This is a genomic window from Tenacibaculum sp. 1_MG-2023 (assembly GCF_030547425.1).
Taxonomy (GTDB): Bacteria; Bacteroidota; Bacteroidia; order Flavobacteriales; family Flavobacteriaceae; genus Polaribacter.
In genome coordinates, this window is record NZ_JAUORH010000021.1 from 17,198 (window position 1) to 38,402 (window position 21,205).

A 21,205-nucleotide genomic window follows, 5' to 3' on the forward strand; every position below is an offset into this window, starting at 1 on the left:
AAGTTAGGTCTCTTAGTCGGTAAAGACATTCTTTAATTACATTTTTTTTATCCTCAAAAAAAATCCCGAGTCAAATTAACTCAGGATTTTTGTTCTTTATATAATTACTATTATATTAATCTTCAATTCTTTCAATCTTAGCTCCTATAGATTTTAAACGTGCTTCGATATCTTCGTAACCTCTATCTATCTGTTCAATATTATTAATAATACTTGTTCCTTTAGCAGATAATGCTGCTATTAATAAAGAAATACCCGCTCGAATATCTGGTGAAGTCATTTTAGTTGCCTTCAACTGTGATTTAAAATCATGACCAATTACTGTTGCTCTGTGTGGGTCACATAAAATTACCTTTGCTCCCATATCGATTAATTTGTCGACAAAGAACAAACGACTTTCAAACATTTTTTGATGTACCAACACTGTTCCTTTTGCTTGTGTAGCTACTACTAAAACAATACTTAATAAATCTGGTGTAAATCCTGGCCAAGGAGCATCAGCTACTGTTAATACTGATCCATCAATATAACTTTGAATCTCATAACTTTCTTGTTCTGGGATATAAATATCATCTCCTTTTCTTTCTAGTTGAATTCCTAACTTTCTAAATACGTTCGGAATCTGTCCTAAGTCATTCCAACTTACATTTTTAATTGTTAATTCAGAACGTGTCATAGCAGCCATACCAATCCAACTACCTATTTCAATCATATCTGGTAAAATGGTATGCTCACAACCTCCTAATGATTCTACTCCTTCAATTGTAAGTAAATTAGAACCTACTCCAGATATTTTTGCTCCCATAGAATTCAACATTTTTGATAATTGCTGAATGTATGGTTCGCAGGCTGCATTATATATAGTTGTAGTTCCTTTGGCCAATACTGCTGCCATAATAATGTTAGCGGTACCTGTTACTGAGGCTTCATCTAACAACATCTCTGCACCAACCAAACCAGTATCGGTTTCTACTCCATAGAAGTATTCTTCACGATTGTAACGGAATTTTGCTCCTAAGTTTATAAATCCTTCAAAGTGAGTATCTAAACGACGACGTCCTATTTTATCTCCTCCAGGGCGTGGAATGTATCCTTTTCCAAAACGAGCTAATAACGGACCAACAATCATAATAGAGCCTCTTAATGAGCTACCATCTCTTTTAAACTCTGGTGATTCAAGATATTTTAAATTGATATCATCTGCCTGAAAACTATACGAGTTTTTAGATAGTTTTTCTATTTTAACTCCTAATTTTCCTAAAATAAAAATCAGTTTATTAACATCAATAATATCAGGGACATTATTTATAATTACTTTTTCTGAGGTTAATAACACTGCACATATAACTTGTAATGCTTCATTTTTTGCTCCTTGTGGTGTTATTATTCCTTTTAACTTGTGACCTCCTTCTATTTTAAATGATGCCATTTACTTTTTTCTATATTTATTAGTGCTTCCTTTTCCTTTTGAATGACTTTTGTGCTGACCTTGACTGCTACGTTTTCTTAATAAACTTTTGCTATCTGCTAAATCTTCTTCGATATCTCGAATATCAATTCTCCCATCAGACAACTCATATAAATGATTAAAAATCACATTATCATCAACGGTATCTTTATTCCAATTTAAAAAGCATTTTTTCATATGATTAGCAATTGTAAACACCAGTGCTTCTTTCATTTCTCCTTCTTCCCATGTTAATGCTACATCAATCATCGTTTGAATATTTGTTCCATAAAAACGGTACTTTGATGCTGATTTAGGATATGGCAATCTATCTGGAGCTTCTTGTAACTCTTCTTTTGAAGGTGTTTCATATGGAGAATCTACATCTAACTCAAAATCTGCCATTATATGTAACTGATCCCACAATTTATGCTTAAAATCAGGTACATCTCGTAAATGAGGTTGTAAGTTCCCCATTACATCAATAATAGCTTTTGCCATTGTATTTCGCTCTTCTTTATCTTCTAAAGCGATACAATGGTTTACTAATTTTTGTATATGCCTCCCATATTCAGGGATAATTAATTTGGATCTTTTCGAATTGTATTCTAAATCAAACGTCATTTCTCTATATTTTATCTATGCAAAATAGGTAATTATTATGAATTAATTACCCGATTACTTTCAATTTTGCAAATTGTAACAATAATTTCTTTTTACCTACGGTACTAAACTCTATTTCTGCTTTTTTATTGGGTCCTTTCCCTTCTAAAGCTACTACTTTTCCAGTACCAAAACGGTTATGCTCTACTACGTTTCCTACTGTGATTTCTCCATCAAATAAATTCATTTTCGGACTCATTTCTGAAACCTTTTTCATTTTACTTTTTGGAGGAACCATACTTGTTTTTTCCTTCTTCGCTAAAAATTCCTTTCTCTTTTTTTGAATTGGTTTTTGAAAACGTATTTTTTTGGGGGTATCATCATCAAACAAACTAGCATCAATAAACCTATTTATCGATGGTTCTGGCACTTTTGGAGTCAAATATTCGATAAACTGTTCGTCTATCTCTTCTAAAAATCTACTTGGCTCACCATCGGTTAATTTACCCCAACGATAACGTGTTTGTGCATAGGTTAAATATGCTCCTTTTTCGGCTCTTGTTAAAGCAACGTAAAACAAACGGCGTTCTTCTTCTAACTCACTACGGGTGTTCATACTCATAGCTGAAGGAAATAAACTTTCTTCCAATCCTACAATATATACATAAGGAAATTCTAATCCTTTAGATAAGTGAATTGTCATCAATGAAACTCGAGGTTCTTCATCTTCTTTATCAGAATCAAAATCAGTTGCTAGTGCTACATCTTCTAAAAATGACGTTAATGAAGCGTCTTCTCCCGTTTCTATTTTATCGGTAATAAAGTCTTTTATTCCGTTTAAAAGCTCTTGAACATTTTCAACTTTATTAACCCCTTCTGGTGTTCCATCCTTTTGTAAATCTTTTACTAACTGTGTTTGTTTCACCACCAAATCAGCAATTTCAAACGCGTTTTTCGTTTGTGTTTCAATTTGAAAACGCTGAATCATGTTTACAAAATTCTGTAACTTTGTTTTCGTTCCAGAATTAATACTGATATCTATAGTGTTGATATTCTTTAAAATATCAAACATTGATTTTTTATAATGATTCGCTGCAATGGTTAATTTATCTAACGTTGTAGCTCCAATTCCTCTCGCTGGATAATTGATAATACGTTTTAATGCCTCCTCATCATTTGGATTGATTAAAATTCGTAAATATGATAGTAAATCTTTAATTTCTTTACGTTGATAGAATGAAATTCCTCCGTAAATTTTATATTTAATATCTTTTTTACGCAATGCATCTTCCATCGCTCTCGATTGTGCATTAGTACGATACAGAATTGCAAATTGATCGCTCGTTAACTGATAATTCATTTGGTTTTCCCAAATAGATTGCGCCACAAAACGTCCTTCTTCTCCATCAGAAATAGTACGCATTACTTTTACACTATCTCCCGCATCATTTGCTGTCCAAATTTCTTTATCTAGCTTCGTTTTATTCTTGTCAATTACACTATTAGCAGCTCGAACTATATTACTTGTTGAGCGATAATTTTGCTCTAGTTTGAATGTTTTTACATCCGGATAATCCTTCTGAAAATTTAAGATATTTTGAATGTTTGCTCCACGAAATCCGTAAATACTTTGCGAATCGTCTCCTACCACACAAATATTCTGAAAACGATCTGCCAATGCACGTACAATTAAATATTGTGAATGGTTGGTATCTTGGTACTCATCTACCATGATATAACGGAAGCGATCTTGATATTTTGCCAACACATCTGGAAAACGTGCTAATAATTCATTAGTACGTAATAATAAATCATCAAAATCCATTGCTCCAGACTTAAAACATCTATCTACATACTCTTTGTATATATCTCCCACTCTTGGACGGCTTGCTTCTAAGTCAGCTTGTTGTAAATCTGAATTATTAAAATAAGCCCTAACCGTTATCAAACTGTTTTTAAAAGAAGAAATTCTGCTTAAAATTTGCTTTGGCTTGTATCTATCTTTATCTAAATTCATTTCTTTGATAATCGCCGTTATCAATCGAACTGAATCTTGTGTATCGTAAATGGTAAAGTTAGACGGATACCCTAATCGATCAGCTTCAGAACGTAAAATACGGGCAAAAACCGAGTGGAATGTTCCCATCCAAAGATTTTTTGCTTCGCCATATCCTACTACTTTACCAATCCGCTCTTTCATTTCGCGAGCTGCCTTATTGGTAAATGTTAATGACAAAATATTAAATGCATCTACTCCATGCTCCATCAAATAGGCAATTTTATAGGTCAACACTCTCGTTTTACCCGATCCTGCTCCTGCTATAATTATCATTGGGCCGTCTTTTTGTAAAACAGCTGCTCTCTGTGGTTCGTTAAGTTGCTCTAAGTAAGTACTCAATGGAAATTAAATTGAAAGAATTTTAAAAATGGAAAATTAACCAATCTTTTAGGTTTTTTAAAGATTCTGAGCCTTTTTTTATTCACTAATTTTAACTCCTATTAATTCTTCTTAAAACCCGAATTAATAAAAATTCGTCTTCAAACCCTTATTCCTCACTATTCGTTTTATAACCCGAATTATTTGGTGCTTTCAACCCAAAAACTTACTTTTACTAAAATTTAGACACATGACAAGTGTAATTACTGGTGATATTATTAACTCTCGAGGTGTTTCTGTTGAAACATGGCTCCCTTTGCTTAAAAAATCTTTCAATCTTGTAGGAAAAACCCCAAAAACATGGGAGCTTTTTCGCGGAGACAGTTTTCAAATTGAAATTGAAAACATTGCAAACGCACTACTTTTCGCCATTGAATTAAAAACTAACATTAAGAAAATAAAAGATTTAGACATTCGTTTAGCTATTGGTATTGGTAATAAAAGTTTTGATACGGAAAAAATTACCGAAGCTAACGGTGAAGCTTTTATAAATTCTGGATATGCCTTTGATTATTTATTAAAAAAACAAAATTTAGCCTTGAAAACTCCTTGGAAAGATATCAATGAAGAGTTTGAGGTTTCTTTGGGTTTGAGTTTGTTAATAATGGACAACTGGACAACTAATTCTGCTGCTTTTGTAAATATGTCCTTACAAAACCCCGAGTGTACCCAGAAAGTAATTGCTAAAAAACTAGCTATTTCAGAAAGCAGTGCCAGCGAACGAAGAAAACGCTCTGGTTTTGATGAAATTATGAAGTTAGAAAAGCGTTATAGAAAACTTATGAATCAGAAATTTACTAACTTATGATACTCTTCTTAAAATTACTTGTGGCTCATTTATTAGGTGATTTTGTGTTTCAACCTAAAAACTGGGTAAAAAACAAAGAGAAAAAGAAAATAAAATCTATTAAACTCTATACTCACATAGGTGTTCATGCTATTTTATTACTATTATTATTACAATTCAACTCTACATACTGGAGTGTTTTTTTACTTGTAATTATTTCTCATTATTTAGTAGACCTTGGAAAACTATATCTTCAAAGAAAGAAAAACAAACGCTTATTCTTCTTTCTAGATCAAGCTCTACATATATTCTTTTTGGGTTTAGCCACATATATATACACTCCTTATAAAATTAATATAGATACCTTTTTAAGTAAACAAAACTTATTACTTTTTGCTTGTTTAATTTTTGTTACCTACACATCTTCCATCATTATTAACATATTAATTTCTAAATGGAACCCTGAAAAAGGTAATAAATCAACAGAACAATCGTTAGCCAATGCAGGTAAGTATATTGGTTTTTTAGAACGTATATTAATTTTTGTTTTTATTGCAATTAATCAATGGGCTGGTGTCGGATTTTTACTCGCTGCAAAATCTATATTTAGATTTGGAGATTTAACTGCATCAAAAGATAGAAAGCTTACCGAGTATGTACTGATTGGAACTTTATTAAGTTTTGGATTGGCAATTTTAACAGGACTCGTATATTCGCATTATGGAAGATAAAATTATTGAAGGGCTAGCCTATGCCCTACCAGCATTAGTAACTGGCGGTGTAGCTTATCTAATTTTAGGCCGCTTTATTGAGCAAGATAATAAAGAAAAAACATTCAACGCATTAGTTGAAAAGAAGCGTGAAAGTTTACCTACAAAACTACAAGCTTATGAACGTATGTTATTGTTTTGTGAGCGTATCAACCCATCAAAATTACTATTAAGAGTTAATCCAATTGGAGAAGATACTGATAATTACCTACAGCTTTTAATTGCTAACATAGAACAGGAATTTGAACATAACTTAGTGCAACAACTATACATTTCTGACGATAGCTGGAAAGCTGTTACAGCTGTTAAGTTAGCTATTATTGCAAAACTTCGTTCTACAGCAGAGGAATCTGAAACTGCTAAAGATTTACGAGAAAATGTATTGATTGATTATTCACAACAAGAAAGTCCAGCAAACACAGCTATTTCCTTTTTAAAACAAGAAGTCAAAAAACTGATATAAAAAAAGCCTCAATATTGAGGCTTTTTTTATTCTATTTTTCCTTAACTATAAAGTAATATATCACATAAAGCCAACCTAACAATCCATGTAGTATTGCAAATAATACTGACTTATTTCTATCCCATGAAATTACAACAGCTATTACAGTTCCTAAACCTAAACCATTTTTTACTATTACTCCATTAAACTCCAAATCATGAGCATAACCTTGTAAGGTTAAAAATAACATTATTAGCAGCAAAGTATTCTTTTTCATTTCTTAATTTACTTTTCAACAGGCAATTCTAATCTACTTGCCCACTCTGTCCAAGAACCGTCGTATACACTATAATTAGTTTTTCCTGCCTCTTCAGCTCCTAAAGCAAGTATACATGCTGTAATTCCTGACCCGCAAGAAAGAATCATTCCTTCTTTACTTGGGTTCACTTCTGAAAATATTTTCTGAAGCTCTTCTTTCGATTTCATCTTACCATCTACCTGCAATTCTATATAAGGCAAGCTTTTAGAATTTGGAATATGTCCTCCTCTTAAGTCTTTTCTTGGCTCTGGCTCCGTAGCATAAAATCTTTCTTTTGAACGAGCGTCTAATATAATTTTATTATGACGAGAAGCTTTTAATACTTCCTCTGTCATACTAATTTTATCTTTATTAATAGAGGCTTTGAAATTTCCCATAGACAATGTTCTTTCATTTTTAGACTCAACCATATAACCTGCTTCTTTCCATGAAGGCAAACCTCCATTTAAAACTGCTATATTTTCAAATCCAAATACTCTAAACAACCACCAAACTCTTGGAGACGAATACACTCCTATATCATCGTAAACAACAATACAGCTATCATTATTTATCCCTAATTTTTGAACCTGAGTTTCAAAATATTTTTCTGACGGAATTGTGTTAGGGTATTCTGCTTCAATATCTAAAAAGACATTCTTTAAATCAAATAAAACAGCATTTTGAATCTGCTGTTTTTCTTTTTTATCATCTGTCTTGGCTCCTACTTTATGAATAGTTGCATCAAGAACTATTAAGTTATCTGCATTCAAGTTATCGTGCAACCAATCAACAGAAACTATAGGTGGTTTTACTGTAAGCATATTACTTTATTTTACTTCATCATAATGCTCATCCCAATTATGTGGATGTGGTTTTCCTAACTTCCCTACAGACTTCGCTACTAAAGTAGAAACTGTTGCATCACCTGTTACGTTAATAACAGTTCTACACATATCTAAAGGTCTATCAACTGCAAAAATTAACGCCAGACCTATGGCTAATTTATCTGCTGGAAAACCAACTGATTCTAATACTATTACTAACATCACCATTCCTGCTCCTGGTACAGCTGCTGAACCTATTGAAGCCAATAATGCTGTTAAAATAATTGTTAACTGATCTCCGAAAGTTAAATCGAAACCTAAAGCTTGTGATATAAATACTGCTGCTACGGCTTGATATAAACTAGTACCGTCCATATTAATAGTAGCTCCTACTGGTAATACAAAACTTGATACTTCTTTATCTACTCCAATATGTTCTTCTACTCGCTCCATCGTAACTGGCAATGTTGCTGCACTAGAACTTGTTGAAAACGCTAATAATTGTGCTGGACTTATTTGTTTTAAAAACCATAATGGATTCTTTTTGGTAAACACACTTATTAAAACCATATAAAGTGCTACCATTAACAATAAACCTCCAACAACTGTTGCTCCATATTTTAATAATGCTAACAATAAATCAGGATCATTGGAAGTAACTACAACATTTGCTAATAATGCAAATACTGCAAAAGGTGCAGTTAACATGATTAAATCAACCATTTTTAGCACAACTTCATTTAACGAATCAAAAAAGTTTTTTAACGGTGTAGCTTTTTTCTCCCCTATTAACAACATTGATATTCCTAAGACAATAGTAAAGAAGATTACCTGTAACATTGCTTTGTTATTACTCATTGCCTGCATGGCATTATCAGGAACCATATCTTCTAAAAATTGAAGTGGTCCACTTTCTCTTTGCTTACTCGCCTCTGCTATTTTAGCTTGTACCCCTTCACTATTTGCATAATCTGCTGTTAATTTAGCTATAGTATCTTCAGAAATCCCTTCTCCAGGTTGTACAACATTCACTAATACCAACCCTACTGTTATTGCTATTACTGTAGTGCCTATATAAATTAACATGGTACGTAAACCAATGTTTTTAAATTTTGAAATGTCTTTTAAATCAGAAATCCCTTTTACCAGAGAAGCAATAATTAATGGTACTGCTATTAATTTTAATAATTTTACGAAAATTGTTCCAAAAGGCTTTATCCAATCCGATACAAATGATGCTCCATTATCTATAAAGGTCATCCCTAACCCAAATAAAACACCTAAAATCATTCCTATTAAAATTTGCCAGTGTAGTGCAAGTTTCTTCATATAATCTATAAATCTATTATTTTTTTAACTGGCCGTAAGGTATAAAGAAATATTTAAAAAAAGTGACCTTCAGTTTGTATCTTGTGTCCCATTAATTAGAAACTAAGTACTAATCTTAATAAAATAAAAAATGACGGGAATTTTAGATTTATTAAATAGCGACACAGGAAAAGCAATTATATCTGGTGTTGCGGGCTCAACGGGGCAAGACACTAATAAAACTAGTAGTGTTTTAACAATGGCATTACCTGTTTTAATGAAAGCAATGCAACGAAATACTACGACACCTCAAGGTGCAGAAAGCTTAAAAAGTGCATTAGATAAGCATGATGGTGGAATCTTAGATAATTTAGGAGACTTGTTTAATGGTGGGGTTAACTCTAATGTTTTACAAGATGGAGGCAAGATTTTAGGCCATGTTTTAGGAAATAAACAACAAGGAGTAGAACAAATTATTGGTCAAAAAGCTGGTATGGATACTGGCGCTGTTGCTAATATTTTAAAAACTGCTGCACCTATTTTAATGGGAGTATTAGGTAAACAATCTCGTCAAAAAAATATAAATAACTCAAATGATTTAAGTGGACTTTTAGGAGGTTTATTAGGTGGTAACTCTACTCAAAAAGAACAAAGCTTCTTAGAACAAATATTGGATGCTGATGGCGACGGTAGTATTGTTGATGATGTAGCTGGAATGATTTTAGGAAACACTAGTAGCAACCAGCAAAAATCAGGCGGTCTTTTGGGCGGACTTTTAGGCGGTGTATTTGGAAAAAAATAACTTTACTTATTTATAATGTAATGAAGGGGCAAACATTTGTTTGCCCCTATTCTTTTAATTACTTTTGCCCGACATTAACATTTATGGAGAAACTTAAACAACGTTGGGGTATAGAAAGTAATTGGGCTTTAACTGCTATTTTTATCGTTTTTGCAATAAACGGTTCTTTTGCTGCTTGGGTTGCCAGACCTGTTACCAATCTCTTAGGGTTGTCACCTGAAACTATGACTCCTTGGTTATATTATCCATTAAGAGTTTTACTTATCTTTCCTATTTACCAAACTACTTTGCCTTTAGTTGGTTGGCTTTTTGGTCAATTTAAGTTCTTTTGGGAATTTGAAAAAAAATTTTTAGCTCGTTTGGGTTTAGGCTTCTTGTTTAAAAACTCAAATTAATCAGCTTGTACTAATTATTTTATGTATTGGTATAGGTAGTGATACTCCTTCTTTAAGAAAACGCTTATGTACAGCCTCTTTTAAAGCACATTTTGTTTTAAATTCTCGAAAAGGTTCGTTTAACCACACGTAAGCACGCATGTGAATGTGATCTGTATACACATCAATAACTCGAACATCTACTTGATGTACATCACCCATTACCTGATCTGGTGTACGATAATCGATAACAGTCGGTAACTTAACTGCTTCTTCTTGTATAATCCTTCGTGCTAAATCAATATCTGCCTTTAATCCTATTTTAAAATTATTAAAACTCAATACATGGGAATCTTCTATGGTATGATTTAAAATAGAGTCTGTACTAATTACGGAGTTTGGTATAATGAGCCGCTTATTTTCAAAATTATTTATTACAGTATGTCTCAGCGTTATATCTTCAACAATTCCTACACGTGCTTCATCTAACTTAATATAGTCTCCTACTCGAAATGGACGGAAAATAACAATAAATGCTCCTGCTATTAAGTTAGATAATGCTGCTTGTGCAGCAAAACCTATAATAGCTGCTAAAATACCGGCTCCAGAAAAAATTAACGTTGCTTTACTTCTAAAAGCAGGCACCATCATAATTACATAAACAACACTTAAAAGGCCTATTACAAATGATACTGAATTGCGTAAAAACTGGATACTTGTTCTTCCAAAACGATCTTCTTTTTTACTTTTAATTAGTTGCCAAATAATAGCTCTTGCCAATCTTGAAATAGCCCAAGACACTATAAATACAACTATAATATATCCTAAAGCACCAAAAAAGGTATCTAAATTAAAACGATATGGTAAAAATTCATCCATTAAAACAATGCTGTTTGACTTTCGTCATCTTTATCTTTTTTCTTCTTTTGAAGTGCTTTTTCTAATGCTCTCTTTGCTTTATCTTCTTTAGACTCCACAAATTCTTTATCTTTCGGTTTTGCATCTTCTACATCTAAAGGTAGCGCTTCTTCTTTAATTTCTTCTTCATCGTTTACCTCAATGTCTTCAACCTTTTCTTCTTCTGGTTCTTCATAAGGTAACGATTCTAACAAGTTTACTGTTTTTATTTTATCTGTTGTTAGCTGGTTTCCTTGAGCTTTAATTCCTTTAATTGCTATAAACTCTTCAAAGTTCACCTCTATTTTGTCTAAACTTCTTTTTGAGAAAATCACCTCAGCCATAGGACGATAATCTGTAGCTATGATTTCTAATTTTGACTTTTCTTCTTCTGATATAAAAAGTTCTTCTTTATCTGGTGTTTCAATTAAAAATCGTTTTACAAAGTAACGTTCTTTTGTACCGTCAAAATAAATTGCTGAAATTGGCTTGTTTGGTTTCCACTTTTCTAGTACAATCATATCATTATCAAAATGCATCGCTAAATCTGGCGATACTGCTTTTATTTTTCCTGATTGTGTAGCTATTAATATCTTATCTTCTGCTCTAAACTCACCTAACAGCTCTCCTCTACCGTCAACATTTAATCGATGTACTGTATCATCAAACCAAATTTTTCTAGGTTTTAAAGTTGAGACTCCTGCTTCTTTAAACTCTACCTTTTTTACTGAATACTTGGTTACTAAATTACCTCGAACTCCACGTCCTTTTATAGCTAAATCGGCAAAATCAATATCCCATTTTAGCTTTTTAACGCTTCCAACTGCTCTGAGTAAAATAGTTACTACCTCAGCTTCACCATTAGAGTTGGCTGTAAAATACAATATTTTTGATTTTGAATCTCCGTTGGCTAAGTTATATTCCTTATCTCTAGTTACCGATGTTACATTAAAACGCTTCATATACGAAGGCCCTTTTGCTCCATCTCTGTATATCATGTTGTAAACTGTACGTTTATCTTTTTTCTTAAATATAGCAACATGAATAATTCCTTTACCTACAAAGGTTTTAGAATCTACCTTCGTCACCACCATTGAACCATTGTCTCTAAATATAATGACATCATCAATATCGGCACAATCAGTAACATATTCATCTTTCTTTAATGATGTTCCTATAAACCCTTCTTCTCTATTTACATAAAGTTTAGAGTTACGCATTACTACTTTGGTAGCTACAATATCATCAAAAATTCGGATTTCAGTTTTACGCTCTTTTCCTTTTCCGTATTTTGATTTTAACTCTTTAAAGTAATCTATTGCAAAATCAATTAAATTATCTAAATGATGTTTAACCTCAGTTATTTTTTCTTCTAAACCTTCAATAAATTGTTTCGCTTTATCAATATCGAACTTAGATATTTTCTTAATTCTTATTTCTGTTAAACGAACAATATCTTCTTCTGTTACTTCTCTTTTTAGATGTTTGGTATGAGGTTTTAATCCTTCATCAATTGCTTTGATTACTCCTTCCCAAGTTTCTACTTCTTCAATATCACGGTAAATTCTATTCTCAATAAAAATACGTTCTAAAGAAGCAAAGTGCCATTGTTCTTCTAATTCGTGTAATTGAATTTCTAATTCACGTTTTAGCAACTCTACTGTAAAATCTGTCGATTTTTTCAAGACTTCTGTTACCCCTATAAATACAGGTTTATTGTCTTCAATAATACAACATAACGGAGATATTGAGTTTTCGCAACTGGTAAACGCATACAATGCATCAATCGTTTTATCGGGTGATACATTTGCTGGTAAATGCACTAAGATTTCAACATTGGCTGCCGTATTATCTTCAATACGTTTTATCTTAATTTTACCTTTATCATTGGCTTTTAAAATACTATCAATTAAAGAAGATGTCGTTGTACCAAAAGGGATCTCAGTAATTACTAATGTTTTTTTATCAAGTGCTGAAATTTTTGCTCTTACTCTTACTTTTCCTCCTCGTTTACCATCGTTATAGTTGGTAACATCTGCTATTCCGCCTGTTAAAAAATCGGGTATGATTGTAAAACTTCTTCCTTTTAAATATTTTACAGATGCATCTATCAACTCGTTAAAGTTATGCGGTAATATTTTTGTAGAAAGTCCTACTGCAATTCCTTCCGCTCCTTGCGCTAATAACATAGGGAACTTTACAGGTAAGTTTACAGGTTCTTTTTTACGTCCATCATACGAAGCTTGCCATTCAGTGGTTTTGGCATTGAAAACAACATCTAGTGCAAATTTTGATAATCGTGCTTCAATATAACGAGAGGCTGCGGCACGGTCTCCTGTTAAAATGTTACCCCAGTTACCTTGCATATCGATTAGCAGTTCTTTCTGCCCCATTTGTACCATGGCATCAGCAATTGAAGCGTCTCCGTGAGGGTGATACTGCATTGTATGACCAACAATGTTTGCTACTTTGTTATAGCGACCATCGTCTAAATCTTTCATTGAATGCATAATACGACGTTGCACGGGTTTAAACCCATCTTCCATAGATGGCACTGCACGTTCTAAAATTACATACGAAGCATAATCTAAAAACCACTCTTTATACATTCCTGTAACCTTAGTTATGGTTTCTGTATTTTCAAGGGGTTGATTTAATTCTTCGTCGTGTTCGTAATTGTTACTTTCTTCACTCATGTATGAATGTTTAAACTTTTATTCGTTTAAGAGTTGGTTTGTTTCTTCTTAATTAGTAGAAAAATAGCTATACAAACTAAGGCTGCTACTATGATATTGATGTAAGACGACCTATTTGCTCCCCAACTTAAATTGTCAAAATCAACGTTAAATACGTTGACTAAAAAAATTGAAAATGCTATTAATAAATATATTCTAGCTCTTCTATTTCTATCCATTATCTTTTTGCACTTAGTTACAAGCTAATTTATTTATCTGATGTTTTTTATTCTTTAGTTATTTTGATAGATAAACCTAATACTAAAGCCATAATCAGCATTAATAATGTTCCTATATATGAAGTTTGACTTGATGGTCTACCAAAATAAACCATTAAAACACAAGCAAAAATCATTATTAATGATACTATTATAGTTACTTTCTTTAATTCTTTCATTTTAATTTTCTTCTACAATATCTAACTCAACTTTTAGATTGTTGATGATAAACTTTTGTCTATCTGGAGTGTTTTTACCCATATAGAACTCTAACATTTGTTCTATCGACATTTCTTTGTCTAACATTATTGGATCTAAACGAATATCGTCTCCAATAAAATGGACAAATTCATTAGGAGAAATCTCCCCTAATCCTTTAAATCGAGTTATTTCTGGTTTTCCTCTTAGTTTATCTATTGCTGCTTTTTTTTCTTCTTCTGAATAACAATAAATCGTTTCTTTTTTATTTCGAACTCTAAATAACGGAGTATCTAATATATATAAATGTCCTTCTTTTATAACCTCAGGAAAGAATTGTAAGAAAAAAGTAATTAATAACAAACGAATATGCATACCATCAACATCGGCATCAGTAGCAATTACAATGTTGTTATATCGTAAGTCTTCTAATCCGTCTTCTATATTTAAAGCAGCTTGGAGTAGGTTAAACTCTTCATTTTCGTAAACGATTTTTTTTGACAACCCATATGAGTTTAATGGTTTCCCTTTTAAACTAAATACTGCTTGTGTGTTTACGTCTCTTGATTTAGTTATCGATCCACTTGCCGAGTCTCCCTCGGTAATGAATAATGTAGTGTCTAAATATTTTTCTTTTTTTGTGTCTCCAAAATGGATGCGACAATCACGTAGTTTTTTGTTATGTAAACTTGCCTTTTTTGCTCTGTCTCTTGCTAGTTTACGTATACCCGATAATTCTTTACGTTCTTTTTCTGCTTGCAGTATTTTCTTTTGAAGCTTATCGGCTACTTCAGTGTTTTTATGTAAGTAATTATCTAGCTGTGTTTTAACAAAGTCATTGATGTACGTACGAACGGTTGGTAGGTCTCCTCCCATTTCGGTAGACCCTAACTTCGTCTTTGTTTGACTTTCAAAAACAGGTTCCATCACCTTGATAGATATCGCAGAGATAATTGATTTACGTACATCGGAAGCATCAAAGTTCTTTCCAAAAAACTCGCGTACTGTTTTTACTATGGCTTCTCTAAATGCATTTAAGTGTGTACCTCCTTGTGTGGTATTTTGTCCGTTTACAAACGAATGATATTCTTCTGAATATTGTGTTTTACTATGGGTTATCGCTACCTCAATATCATCGCCTCGTAAGTGAATAATTGGATACAACATATCTTCTTGATTGTTGTTGTCTTCCAATAAATCTTTTAATCCGTTTTCTGAATAAAATTTCTCTCCATTAAAAACTATAGTTAATCCTGGGTTTAGGTACACATAGTTTTTTAATAACTTAGAAATGTATTCAGGACGATACATATAATTCTTAAAGATGGTTTCATCAGCTATAAAAGTCACCTTAGTACCTTTACGACGTGATGTTTCATCTAATAACTCTTGATTTGTTAAGTTTCCTTTTTCAAATTCTGCTGAGGCTGATTTACCATCACGGTTAGATTCTACTCTAAAATAGGTTGATAACGCATTTACTGCTTTGGTACCAACTCCGTTTAATCCTACGGACTTTTTAAAGGCTTTGGAATCGTATTTTCCTCCTGTATTCATCTTCGAAACTACATCCACTACTTTTCCTAGTGGAATCCCCCGTCCGTAATCTCGTACAATTACTTTATTTCCTTGTACAGAAACTTCTATAGTCTTACCTCCTCCCATAACAAATTCGTCAATAGAGTTATCTAAAACCTCTTTAACCAAAATGTAAATTCCGTCGTCTGGTGATGATCCATCTCCAAGTTTACCAATATACATCCCTGGTCGCATACGGATATGTTCTTTCCAATCGAGCGAGCGTATATTGTCTTCGGTATATTGTGTTTCCTGCGTCATAAAAAATCGTGTGAATTGAAGTCTGTGCTAAAATAGTACTTCGCTCGAAAAAATAAAAAACTCTGTTAATATAGTTATCAACAGAGTTCGTTTTATTTCTTTTTTAATGCTTTTTTCTCCCATTTACAGAGCAATCTTCCATATTTCCTTACTTTTTTCTCTGTACTTTCTTTTATAGTTGTTTTACATTGAGATAATCCTCTACAGTTTTTTTTGAAGTGATATTTTGTGCTTGCTACACTACTACATATATACACTTTTTTGTCTTCTATTTTTTGAAATGCCACCAATACACTTACTGATAGTAGCATTATTATGACTTTTTTCATTTGTTTGTTTATTTTGGTTGTTTTCTATATTGCCATGGTGTGATTACATTGGGTAATGACCACATACCTATTTTAAGTTGTTTTGCCTTTACTTCTAACAAAGCATATTCTTTATTTTTTGAATACTTTTTAAAGTGCATTGCCAATCCTTCTTCTATTAAGTTTTTATTAATATTTTTATGATTATCAAAATATATTTCAGCAATTAAACGGTTCCAATGCCATTTTCCTTTGTTGATTATTTTAACTGTTTTTCCAAATATTTTATTGGATACAAATTGTTTTGCTTTGGTGCTAAAAGGTTGCCCTTTTTCAGGACAATCAATATGTTCTAACCTTATGTATATTGGTTTGTTTTGATACAACACCTTCACCGTATCCCCGTCTACTACCCCAATTACTCTTGCATTGAATTCTTTTGGTACTTTTACTCCTGTTAAAGTTACTAATAAAAATAATAGTATTGTTTTTAAGTGCATAGTTTAGTTTGTATGAATAAAACTGCTGATAATATTATATTTTTAATTAGTTTTTTCTTTCACAAACTCTTCATAGTAATTTATCGTTTCTAAAAGCTTAGAATCAAACTTATAGATATCATCAATTGTTGCTATTTTTTCTCTTATCTCTTTTTTATTAGCATCAAATACCCCTAAATATTTGGTTTTTCCATTAAAATGAAACCTACATAATGGCTTACGGTTGTTATCATCTAATAAAACGCCGAAATAAGACTGTGTGTCTCTAAAAGCAATTCTTTCTATAGGTATTTTTTTTCTTAGTATTGCCACCACAACCCTATAGGCTTCCATTTCTTCTTCTGTAGTTACTATTTTATTTTCATTTTTTTCTTCGTGCTCTATACTTTCTTCTACCAACTTTTCTTCTTCTTTATTTAAAGCATTATGCAGTCTTTCATTTACTTTTTCACTTATTAATTGATTAATGGATTTTGACACTAATTCTTTAAACTGCTCTAACACTCTTTCTGTTTGTCTTCCTGAATAAACTCTTGAAGAAAAGAACCGAACAAAATCATTTTCTGGTTCAATTAATTGACTATTAAATATCTTCTTTATTTCTTTTGAATACTTTAAAGAGCTTGCATTATTAACTATTTGATTGACATCAAACTTTGTTTTATGAAATTTAACAACTTCATTAATTACAGGCTCTTTTAGTTTGGTTATGTCAAACTCTAAAAATGGTTTTTCATCCATTTTGTTTGTTTCTTCTAAATCAGTAAAGAACTTATATTCTATACCATTAGTTAGAAGTGCAAATCGTGATTTTGATGTATGAAAATATCTAAATAACTGTGAATTGTGCGTGTTTAAATCTTCTTTCCAATGTTTACACTCTATTATTAAAATAGGAGCTTTATTTTCAATTATAGCATAATCTACTTTTTCTCCTTTTTTCAACCCTATATCAGCTGTAAACTCGGGTATTACCTCTGTTGGATTAAAAATATCATACCCTAATAAATCTATAAAAGGTAATACAAATGCTGTTTTTGTAGCTTCTTCTGTTTCTATTTGCTCTTTTAATGTTGTAATCTTCTGTGAGAGTTCCTTTAGTTTGCTGGCTAGTTCCATTCTTTAAGTTTTGGTTATATACACCAAAGCTAAACCACCTAAAAAACAAAACCTTACGGATTTCCGTAAGGTTTCTAAATACTCTTTTCTGCTTTGTTTATAGTTTCTCTTCTACAGAGGCTATTGGTGCATTTTTTTTAACTGATTCAATGCCTTTATCTCTTGCTGAAGTGGTCGTATACATTTCGCTTTTTCCTATTACTTCTCCATTTTGTGCTTTTAAAGTAAAATAAAAACTATCATCAATTGCTTTCTTTTTTTCAAAGTTATCACTATCAGGAGCATTTTCTTTAACTGAAGTTATTCCATTTTCACATCCTTGCTTTTTGTCATAACATTGGCTTGTTAAAATCACTTCTCCATTTCCTGCTTTCAGGTTAAACATAAATTCATCATTAGTTGTTTTTGTAATTTCAAATTTTGGGTTTCCCATTTTGTATGTTTTTTATTTCTCCACCAAAAGAACACCACTAGCATGAACAAACCCTATTACTTTTGTTCTTTGTACTTTTACTTTAATCCACTTTGCATGCGTAGCTAATATGGTTAGTTTTTCTCCAAAGTCTAATTGTTGAATTATATAATAAGAAGTATCTGGTCCACTTCTTAGGTTTAAAGAGTTTTTATTTACCAGTAATGTTTTTAGGTAATAGGGTTCTTCTAAAGATAACGTGCTATTGGTCTTACGTCCGTCAAAAATAGTTTGTTTGGTTTGTTTTGGCTTTTTATAGCTTTTATACGGATTGGTATAACTTTTCGTGCGGTTTCTTTTTGCACACACTCCACAAGAGCCTCCTCTGCTACAATGCTTACAATACTTGCAATTTTTACATGCTCTACAATTGGCAGAACCTGTACATCTAGCTTCTGAAGGAATATTACAACCTAATATAGTGGAACTGTATATTCTTTCTTTAGCTTTTGTATTTTTAGTTATACTTACCATAGCGAATGTTACCAGTAATACTGCAATTAGTGAAAGTATTTGAGTTCTCTGATTCATAATAAAAGGGGGATTTAGTTTATGATATCAAATCTAGTTTCTGCCGAACAGAAAACCCTACGGAAATCCGTAGGGTTTTAATTACTATAATAGTCGTTTTGCTATTTCCTCTTCCTCTAGCACTTCTCCATTCTTTAGCAGCATCTGTTTTTTCTCACTAATCGGGTTTAAATACAGTTCATAACCATAAGTACAGTTGTTAAACCGATATTTTAATGCTTTTACTCCTGCTAACAGTCCTTTTCTTTTTGTTTCTTCATATACGTAATGTGAACAGGATTTTCTAAATATACAGCATGCTGGCTTATCCTTTGGTTTAAACTTCCAATACGTCTTTATAGAAAGAAGTAACAAATGTTTCATTATTCTTTACTAAAAACAATCATTTGTCTGTATGCTGTATATCCTGGTTGAGAACCTATTCCAAAACAACCTGAATCAGGGAGAACATGAGTTTCTACGCTTTCTAATCGAACATATCGCCAACCTTGATCGTTATAATTACTAATTATAGCTTCTAATTGTTGTGCTACTTTTGCTGAGTTCCCTTTGTTTCTATCAATAGAGGGTGTAAAGGGTATTACTTTGTATTCCATAACTTTCTCTTTAAAATTTAATTCCTAGTTTTTACACCCATTCTTGTCACAGGTGATTCTTTCGCTAGTACTTACCCAATGTTCTGGGTGCTCTGTTGTGTCAAAACCACATCCTGTAGTTCCTCCTTTACTTCCTTTATGAACCTCGTTTGTTGGTGTGTGTTTTACTGCCATATCTATATTTTTTTGGTTAATATCATTACAAACCTACCTTGATAAAAACACAAAACCCTACGGTTTCCCGTAGAGCTCCCTATAAAATTATACTATTTAATATTAAGCATAAGATATAAGCTTCCAGTCAACTGAACTCCCTCTATGTGGAGGAAATGTTTCTCCTTCTGATAATGGAATTGTTCCTGATGGGTTTGCTTGTGCTTCCCATACTCCTGACTCAGGACACTTTTGTCCCGTTTTTCTAATTGTTCCTAATGGTGTTTTTGCCATTTTTTTTATGTTTTAAATTAATATTACTACAAACTTACCTTCCTTAAAGCACAAAACTTTGAGGGTTTCCGTAGGGTTTGCTACTGTGTTAGGGTCTATACAAAAATGCCCCCATAATTAGAACTTTGTTAGATGTTATATTGGTTTTCTTAACTTTTAAAAAGAATAACAACCTTCCGTGTTTTCTACTTAGATACCTCCTTTATATCATCTAAAACGTTAAAAAACTCATAAAGTCAGAGAGTTAAAACGAAAAACAACTACTTTAGTATCAGCTATAAAAATTGTTTGTAAAAAGTAAATTGCTATCCCCTATTACTATTATATCACATTCAATTTTACAACATCTTTGCGGAGTTAATGCTATAAAGGTACGCTTGTACCTGACTATTTGGTGATGAATAACACCAAGGTTAGTAATTGTTTTGGCATGTATTGGTTATTGCTCCAATATGCTAGCTGTTACTACCCAAAAAAGGATTCAAATGAAAAAGTAAATAATTTAAAAATCAATATGATGAAGTACTATTTAATTGAAAACAAGTTAACCGATGAAACCAACTACTCAGCACGCATATTAACAGAGCGTACTATTAATCAAGACGAGTTGATTGATAAAATGTTGAGCAAACGTAACCTAGTAAGTAAAACCGATATTGTAGCGGTGCTTAATTCTTACTATGAAGAAATTATCGAGTCGATAGAAGAGGGCGATAACATTAACCTACCTTTACTAAACATAGGCTACTCTATTTCTGGAGTTTTTGATACCGAGGAAGATGGTTTTAATCCTGATACCCATAAACTACATGTAAACCTTAATAGCGGAAAGTTAATTAACGAAATTAAAGATGATATTCCACTACAAAAAGTAACTGCACCTATTACCAACACGGTTATTACTAATTTAAAAGATATTACTACAGCAACTACAAATACTACCTTATCTGCCAACGGATTGTTTGAGCTAAATGGTTTGCGTTTAAAGGTTGCTGGTGACCTACCTGAAGTTGGTTTGTATTTTGTTGCCGAAGATGGTACCGAAACCAAAGTGTCTTATTTAGCACAAAACAGCTATAAGAAAATTATTGGTCAAGCTCCTGCACTTGCTGCGGGTAACTACCATGTTAGAGTTAAAACGCAAGTAACAGGAAATTCTGAACGCTTTTTAAAGGATATTATGGTAGGTGATTCTACATTTAGCCTTACTGTTGCCTAAGTAACAACAGTACTGTTGTTTAACACCAAAC

The 21,205-nt window shown here is 32.2% G+C and carries 26 protein-coding genes; 6 read left to right on the forward strand and 20 right to left on the reverse strand.

All coding sequences use genetic code 11. The features are described from left to right. Positions 1–115: 115 nt before the first annotated feature. From murA to Q4517_RS12980, 3 genes are read right to left on the reverse strand one after another with little or no spacing between them, the layout of a single operon-like run. A complete protein-coding gene (gene murA / locus Q4517_RS12970) occupies positions 116–1,429 on the reverse strand; it encodes a UDP-N-acetylglucosamine 1-carboxyvinyltransferase (protein ID WP_303510148.1) in 1,314 nt (437 codons plus the stop codon). After that, entirely contained in the window at positions 1,430–2,071 is a 642-nt protein-coding gene (locus Q4517_RS12975; protein WP_303510151.1) for a DUF4290 domain-containing protein, read from the reverse strand. It abuts the gene before it with no gap. A 46-nt stretch (positions 2,072–2,117) separates the two neighbouring features. After that, positions 2,118–4,448 (reverse strand): ATP-dependent helicase, encoded by a 2,331-nt coding sequence (locus tag Q4517_RS12980; RefSeq protein ID WP_303510153.1) that lies wholly within the window; start codon positions 4,446–4,448, stop codon positions 2,118–2,120. 229 nt (positions 4,449–4,677) lie between these two features. On the opposite strand from Q4517_RS12980, the gene Q4517_RS12985 reads away from it, so the two are divergent. The 3 genes from Q4517_RS12985 to Q4517_RS12995 are packed head-to-tail and all read left to right on the forward strand — an operon-like array spanning position 4,678 to position 6,507. Then, on the forward strand, positions 4,678–5,295 hold the full coding sequence (locus Q4517_RS12985; RefSeq protein ID WP_303510156.1) for a SatD family protein: 618 nt from the start codon (positions 4,678–4,680) through the stop codon (positions 5,293–5,295). Further along, positions 5,292–6,005 (forward strand): DUF3307 domain-containing protein, encoded by a 714-nt coding sequence (locus Q4517_RS12990; RefSeq protein ID WP_303510157.1) that lies wholly within the window; start codon positions 5,292–5,294, stop codon positions 6,003–6,005. Before Q4517_RS12985 ends, Q4517_RS12990 begins: the two co-directional genes overlap by 4 nt. Next, positions 5,995–6,507 (forward strand): hypothetical protein, encoded by a 513-nt coding sequence (locus Q4517_RS12995; RefSeq protein ID WP_303510160.1) that lies wholly within the window; start codon positions 5,995–5,997, stop codon positions 6,505–6,507. Before Q4517_RS12990 ends, Q4517_RS12995 begins: the two co-directional genes overlap by 11 nt. Positions 6,508–6,538: 31 nt before the next feature. On the opposite strand, the gene Q4517_RS13000 is transcribed toward Q4517_RS12995, so the two are convergent. The 3 genes from Q4517_RS13000 to Q4517_RS13010 are packed head-to-tail and all read right to left on the reverse strand — an operon-like array spanning position 6,539 to position 8,940. After that, on the reverse strand, positions 6,539–6,736 hold the full coding sequence (locus tag Q4517_RS13000) for a hypothetical protein (RefSeq protein WP_408034057.1): 198 nt from the start codon (positions 6,734–6,736) through the stop codon (positions 6,539–6,541). 35 nt (positions 6,737–6,771) lie between these two features. Continuing rightward, a complete protein-coding gene (locus Q4517_RS13005) occupies positions 6,772–7,608 on the reverse strand; it encodes a sulfurtransferase (RefSeq protein ID WP_303510164.1) in 837 nt (278 codons plus the stop codon). Between the two features lie 6 nt (positions 7,609–7,614). Beyond that, positions 7,615–8,940, reverse strand: coding sequence for a dicarboxylate/amino acid:cation symporter (locus Q4517_RS13010; RefSeq protein ID WP_303510167.1), 1,326 nt, complete (start codon positions 8,938–8,940; stop codon positions 7,615–7,617). 130 nt (positions 8,941–9,070) lie between these two features. Here Q4517_RS13010 and Q4517_RS13015 point away from each other — a divergent pair, with 130 nt between their 5' ends. Both Q4517_RS13015 and Q4517_RS13020 read left to right on the forward strand, forming a co-directional pair. Beyond that, positions 9,071–9,721 carry a DUF937 domain-containing protein gene (locus tag Q4517_RS13015; protein ID WP_303510169.1) on the forward strand — a complete coding sequence of 217 codons (651 nt, stop codon included), beginning with the start codon at positions 9,071–9,073 and terminating at the stop codon, positions 9,719–9,721. A gap of 83 nt (positions 9,722–9,804) precedes the next feature. Next, a complete protein-coding gene (locus Q4517_RS13020) occupies positions 9,805–10,116 on the forward strand; it encodes a DUF6787 family protein (protein WP_115901039.1) in 312 nt (103 codons plus the stop codon). Here the strand turns inward: Q4517_RS13020 and Q4517_RS13025 are convergent, their stop codons facing one another. The 14 genes from Q4517_RS13025 to Q4517_RS13090 all read right to left on the reverse strand — a co-directional run bounded on the left by Q4517_RS13025 (position 10,117) and on the right by Q4517_RS13090 (position 19,955). After that, on the reverse strand, positions 10,117–10,974 hold the full coding sequence (locus Q4517_RS13025; protein WP_303510173.1) for a mechanosensitive ion channel family protein: 858 nt from the start codon (positions 10,972–10,974) through the stop codon (positions 10,117–10,119). It abuts the gene before it with no gap. Next, positions 10,974–13,688, reverse strand: a complete 2,715-nt coding sequence (locus Q4517_RS13030; RefSeq protein ID WP_303510175.1) for a DNA gyrase/topoisomerase IV subunit A — start codon at positions 13,686–13,688, stop codon at positions 10,974–10,976. Before Q4517_RS13030 ends, Q4517_RS13025 begins: the two co-directional genes overlap by 1 nt. A gap of 26 nt (positions 13,689–13,714) precedes the next feature. Further along, complete coding sequence (locus Q4517_RS13035; RefSeq protein WP_303510176.1) at positions 13,715–13,906, reverse strand: hypothetical protein; 192 nt, start codon at positions 13,904–13,906, stop codon at positions 13,715–13,717. Positions 13,907–13,953: 47 nt separating this feature from the next. Continuing rightward, positions 13,954–14,124, reverse strand: coding sequence for a hypothetical protein (locus Q4517_RS13040; protein WP_303510178.1), 171 nt, complete (start codon positions 14,122–14,124; stop codon positions 13,954–13,956). 1 nt (position 14,125) lies between these two features. After that, on the reverse strand, positions 14,126–15,982 hold the full coding sequence (locus tag Q4517_RS13045; protein WP_303510180.1) for a DNA topoisomerase IV subunit B: 1,857 nt from the start codon (positions 15,980–15,982) through the stop codon (positions 14,126–14,128). A 92-nt stretch (positions 15,983–16,074) separates the two neighbouring features. Then, positions 16,075–16,311 carry a hypothetical protein gene (locus tag Q4517_RS13050; RefSeq protein WP_303510182.1) on the reverse strand — a complete coding sequence of 79 codons (237 nt, stop codon included), beginning with the start codon at positions 16,309–16,311 and terminating at the stop codon, positions 16,075–16,077. Between the two features lie 8 nt (positions 16,312–16,319). Beyond that, positions 16,320–16,790: a thermonuclease family protein gene (locus Q4517_RS13055; RefSeq protein ID WP_303510185.1), complete on the reverse strand. Its 471-nt coding sequence runs from the start codon at positions 16,788–16,790 to the stop codon at positions 16,320–16,322. 42 nt (positions 16,791–16,832) lie between these two features. Further along, positions 16,833–17,909: a type I restriction endonuclease gene (locus Q4517_RS13060; RefSeq protein WP_303510188.1), complete on the reverse strand. Its 1,077-nt coding sequence runs from the start codon at positions 17,907–17,909 to the stop codon at positions 16,833–16,835. Positions 17,910–18,006: 97 nt separating this feature from the next. Then, the gene (locus Q4517_RS13065; RefSeq protein WP_303510191.1) at positions 18,007–18,342 is read right to left on the reverse strand and encodes a YegP family protein; all 336 of its coding nucleotides are present in this window, start codon (positions 18,340–18,342) and stop codon (positions 18,007–18,009) included. Positions 18,343–18,354: 12 nt separating this feature from the next. Then, positions 18,355–18,912, reverse strand: a complete 558-nt coding sequence (locus Q4517_RS13070) for an SH3 domain-containing protein (RefSeq protein ID WP_303510194.1) — start codon at positions 18,910–18,912, stop codon at positions 18,355–18,357. An 84-nt stretch (positions 18,913–18,996) separates the two neighbouring features. Continuing rightward, the gene (yidD, locus tag Q4517_RS13075) at positions 18,997–19,275 is read right to left on the reverse strand and encodes a membrane protein insertion efficiency factor YidD (protein ID WP_303510197.1); all 279 of its coding nucleotides are present in this window, start codon (positions 19,273–19,275) and stop codon (positions 18,997–18,999) included. Continuing rightward, positions 19,275–19,508 (reverse strand): hypothetical protein, encoded by a 234-nt coding sequence (locus Q4517_RS13080; protein WP_099216602.1) that lies wholly within the window; start codon positions 19,506–19,508, stop codon positions 19,275–19,277. Before Q4517_RS13080 ends, yidD begins: the two co-directional genes overlap by 1 nt. 24 nt (positions 19,509–19,532) lie before the next feature. Continuing rightward, positions 19,533–19,682, reverse strand: coding sequence for a hypothetical protein (locus Q4517_RS13085; RefSeq protein ID WP_303510203.1), 150 nt, complete (start codon positions 19,680–19,682; stop codon positions 19,533–19,535). 102 nt (positions 19,683–19,784) lie between these two features. After that, positions 19,785–19,955, reverse strand: a complete 171-nt coding sequence (locus Q4517_RS13090; RefSeq protein WP_303510207.1) for a hypothetical protein — start codon at positions 19,953–19,955, stop codon at positions 19,785–19,787. 397 nt (positions 19,956–20,352) lie between these two features. Here Q4517_RS13090 and Q4517_RS13095 point away from each other — a divergent pair, with 397 nt between their 5' ends. Further along, the gene (locus Q4517_RS13095) at positions 20,353–21,174 is read left to right on the forward strand and encodes a DNA-binding domain-containing protein (RefSeq protein ID WP_303510209.1); all 822 of its coding nucleotides are present in this window, start codon (positions 20,353–20,355) and stop codon (positions 21,172–21,174) included. The last annotated feature ends 31 nt before the right edge of the window (positions 21,175–21,205 follow it).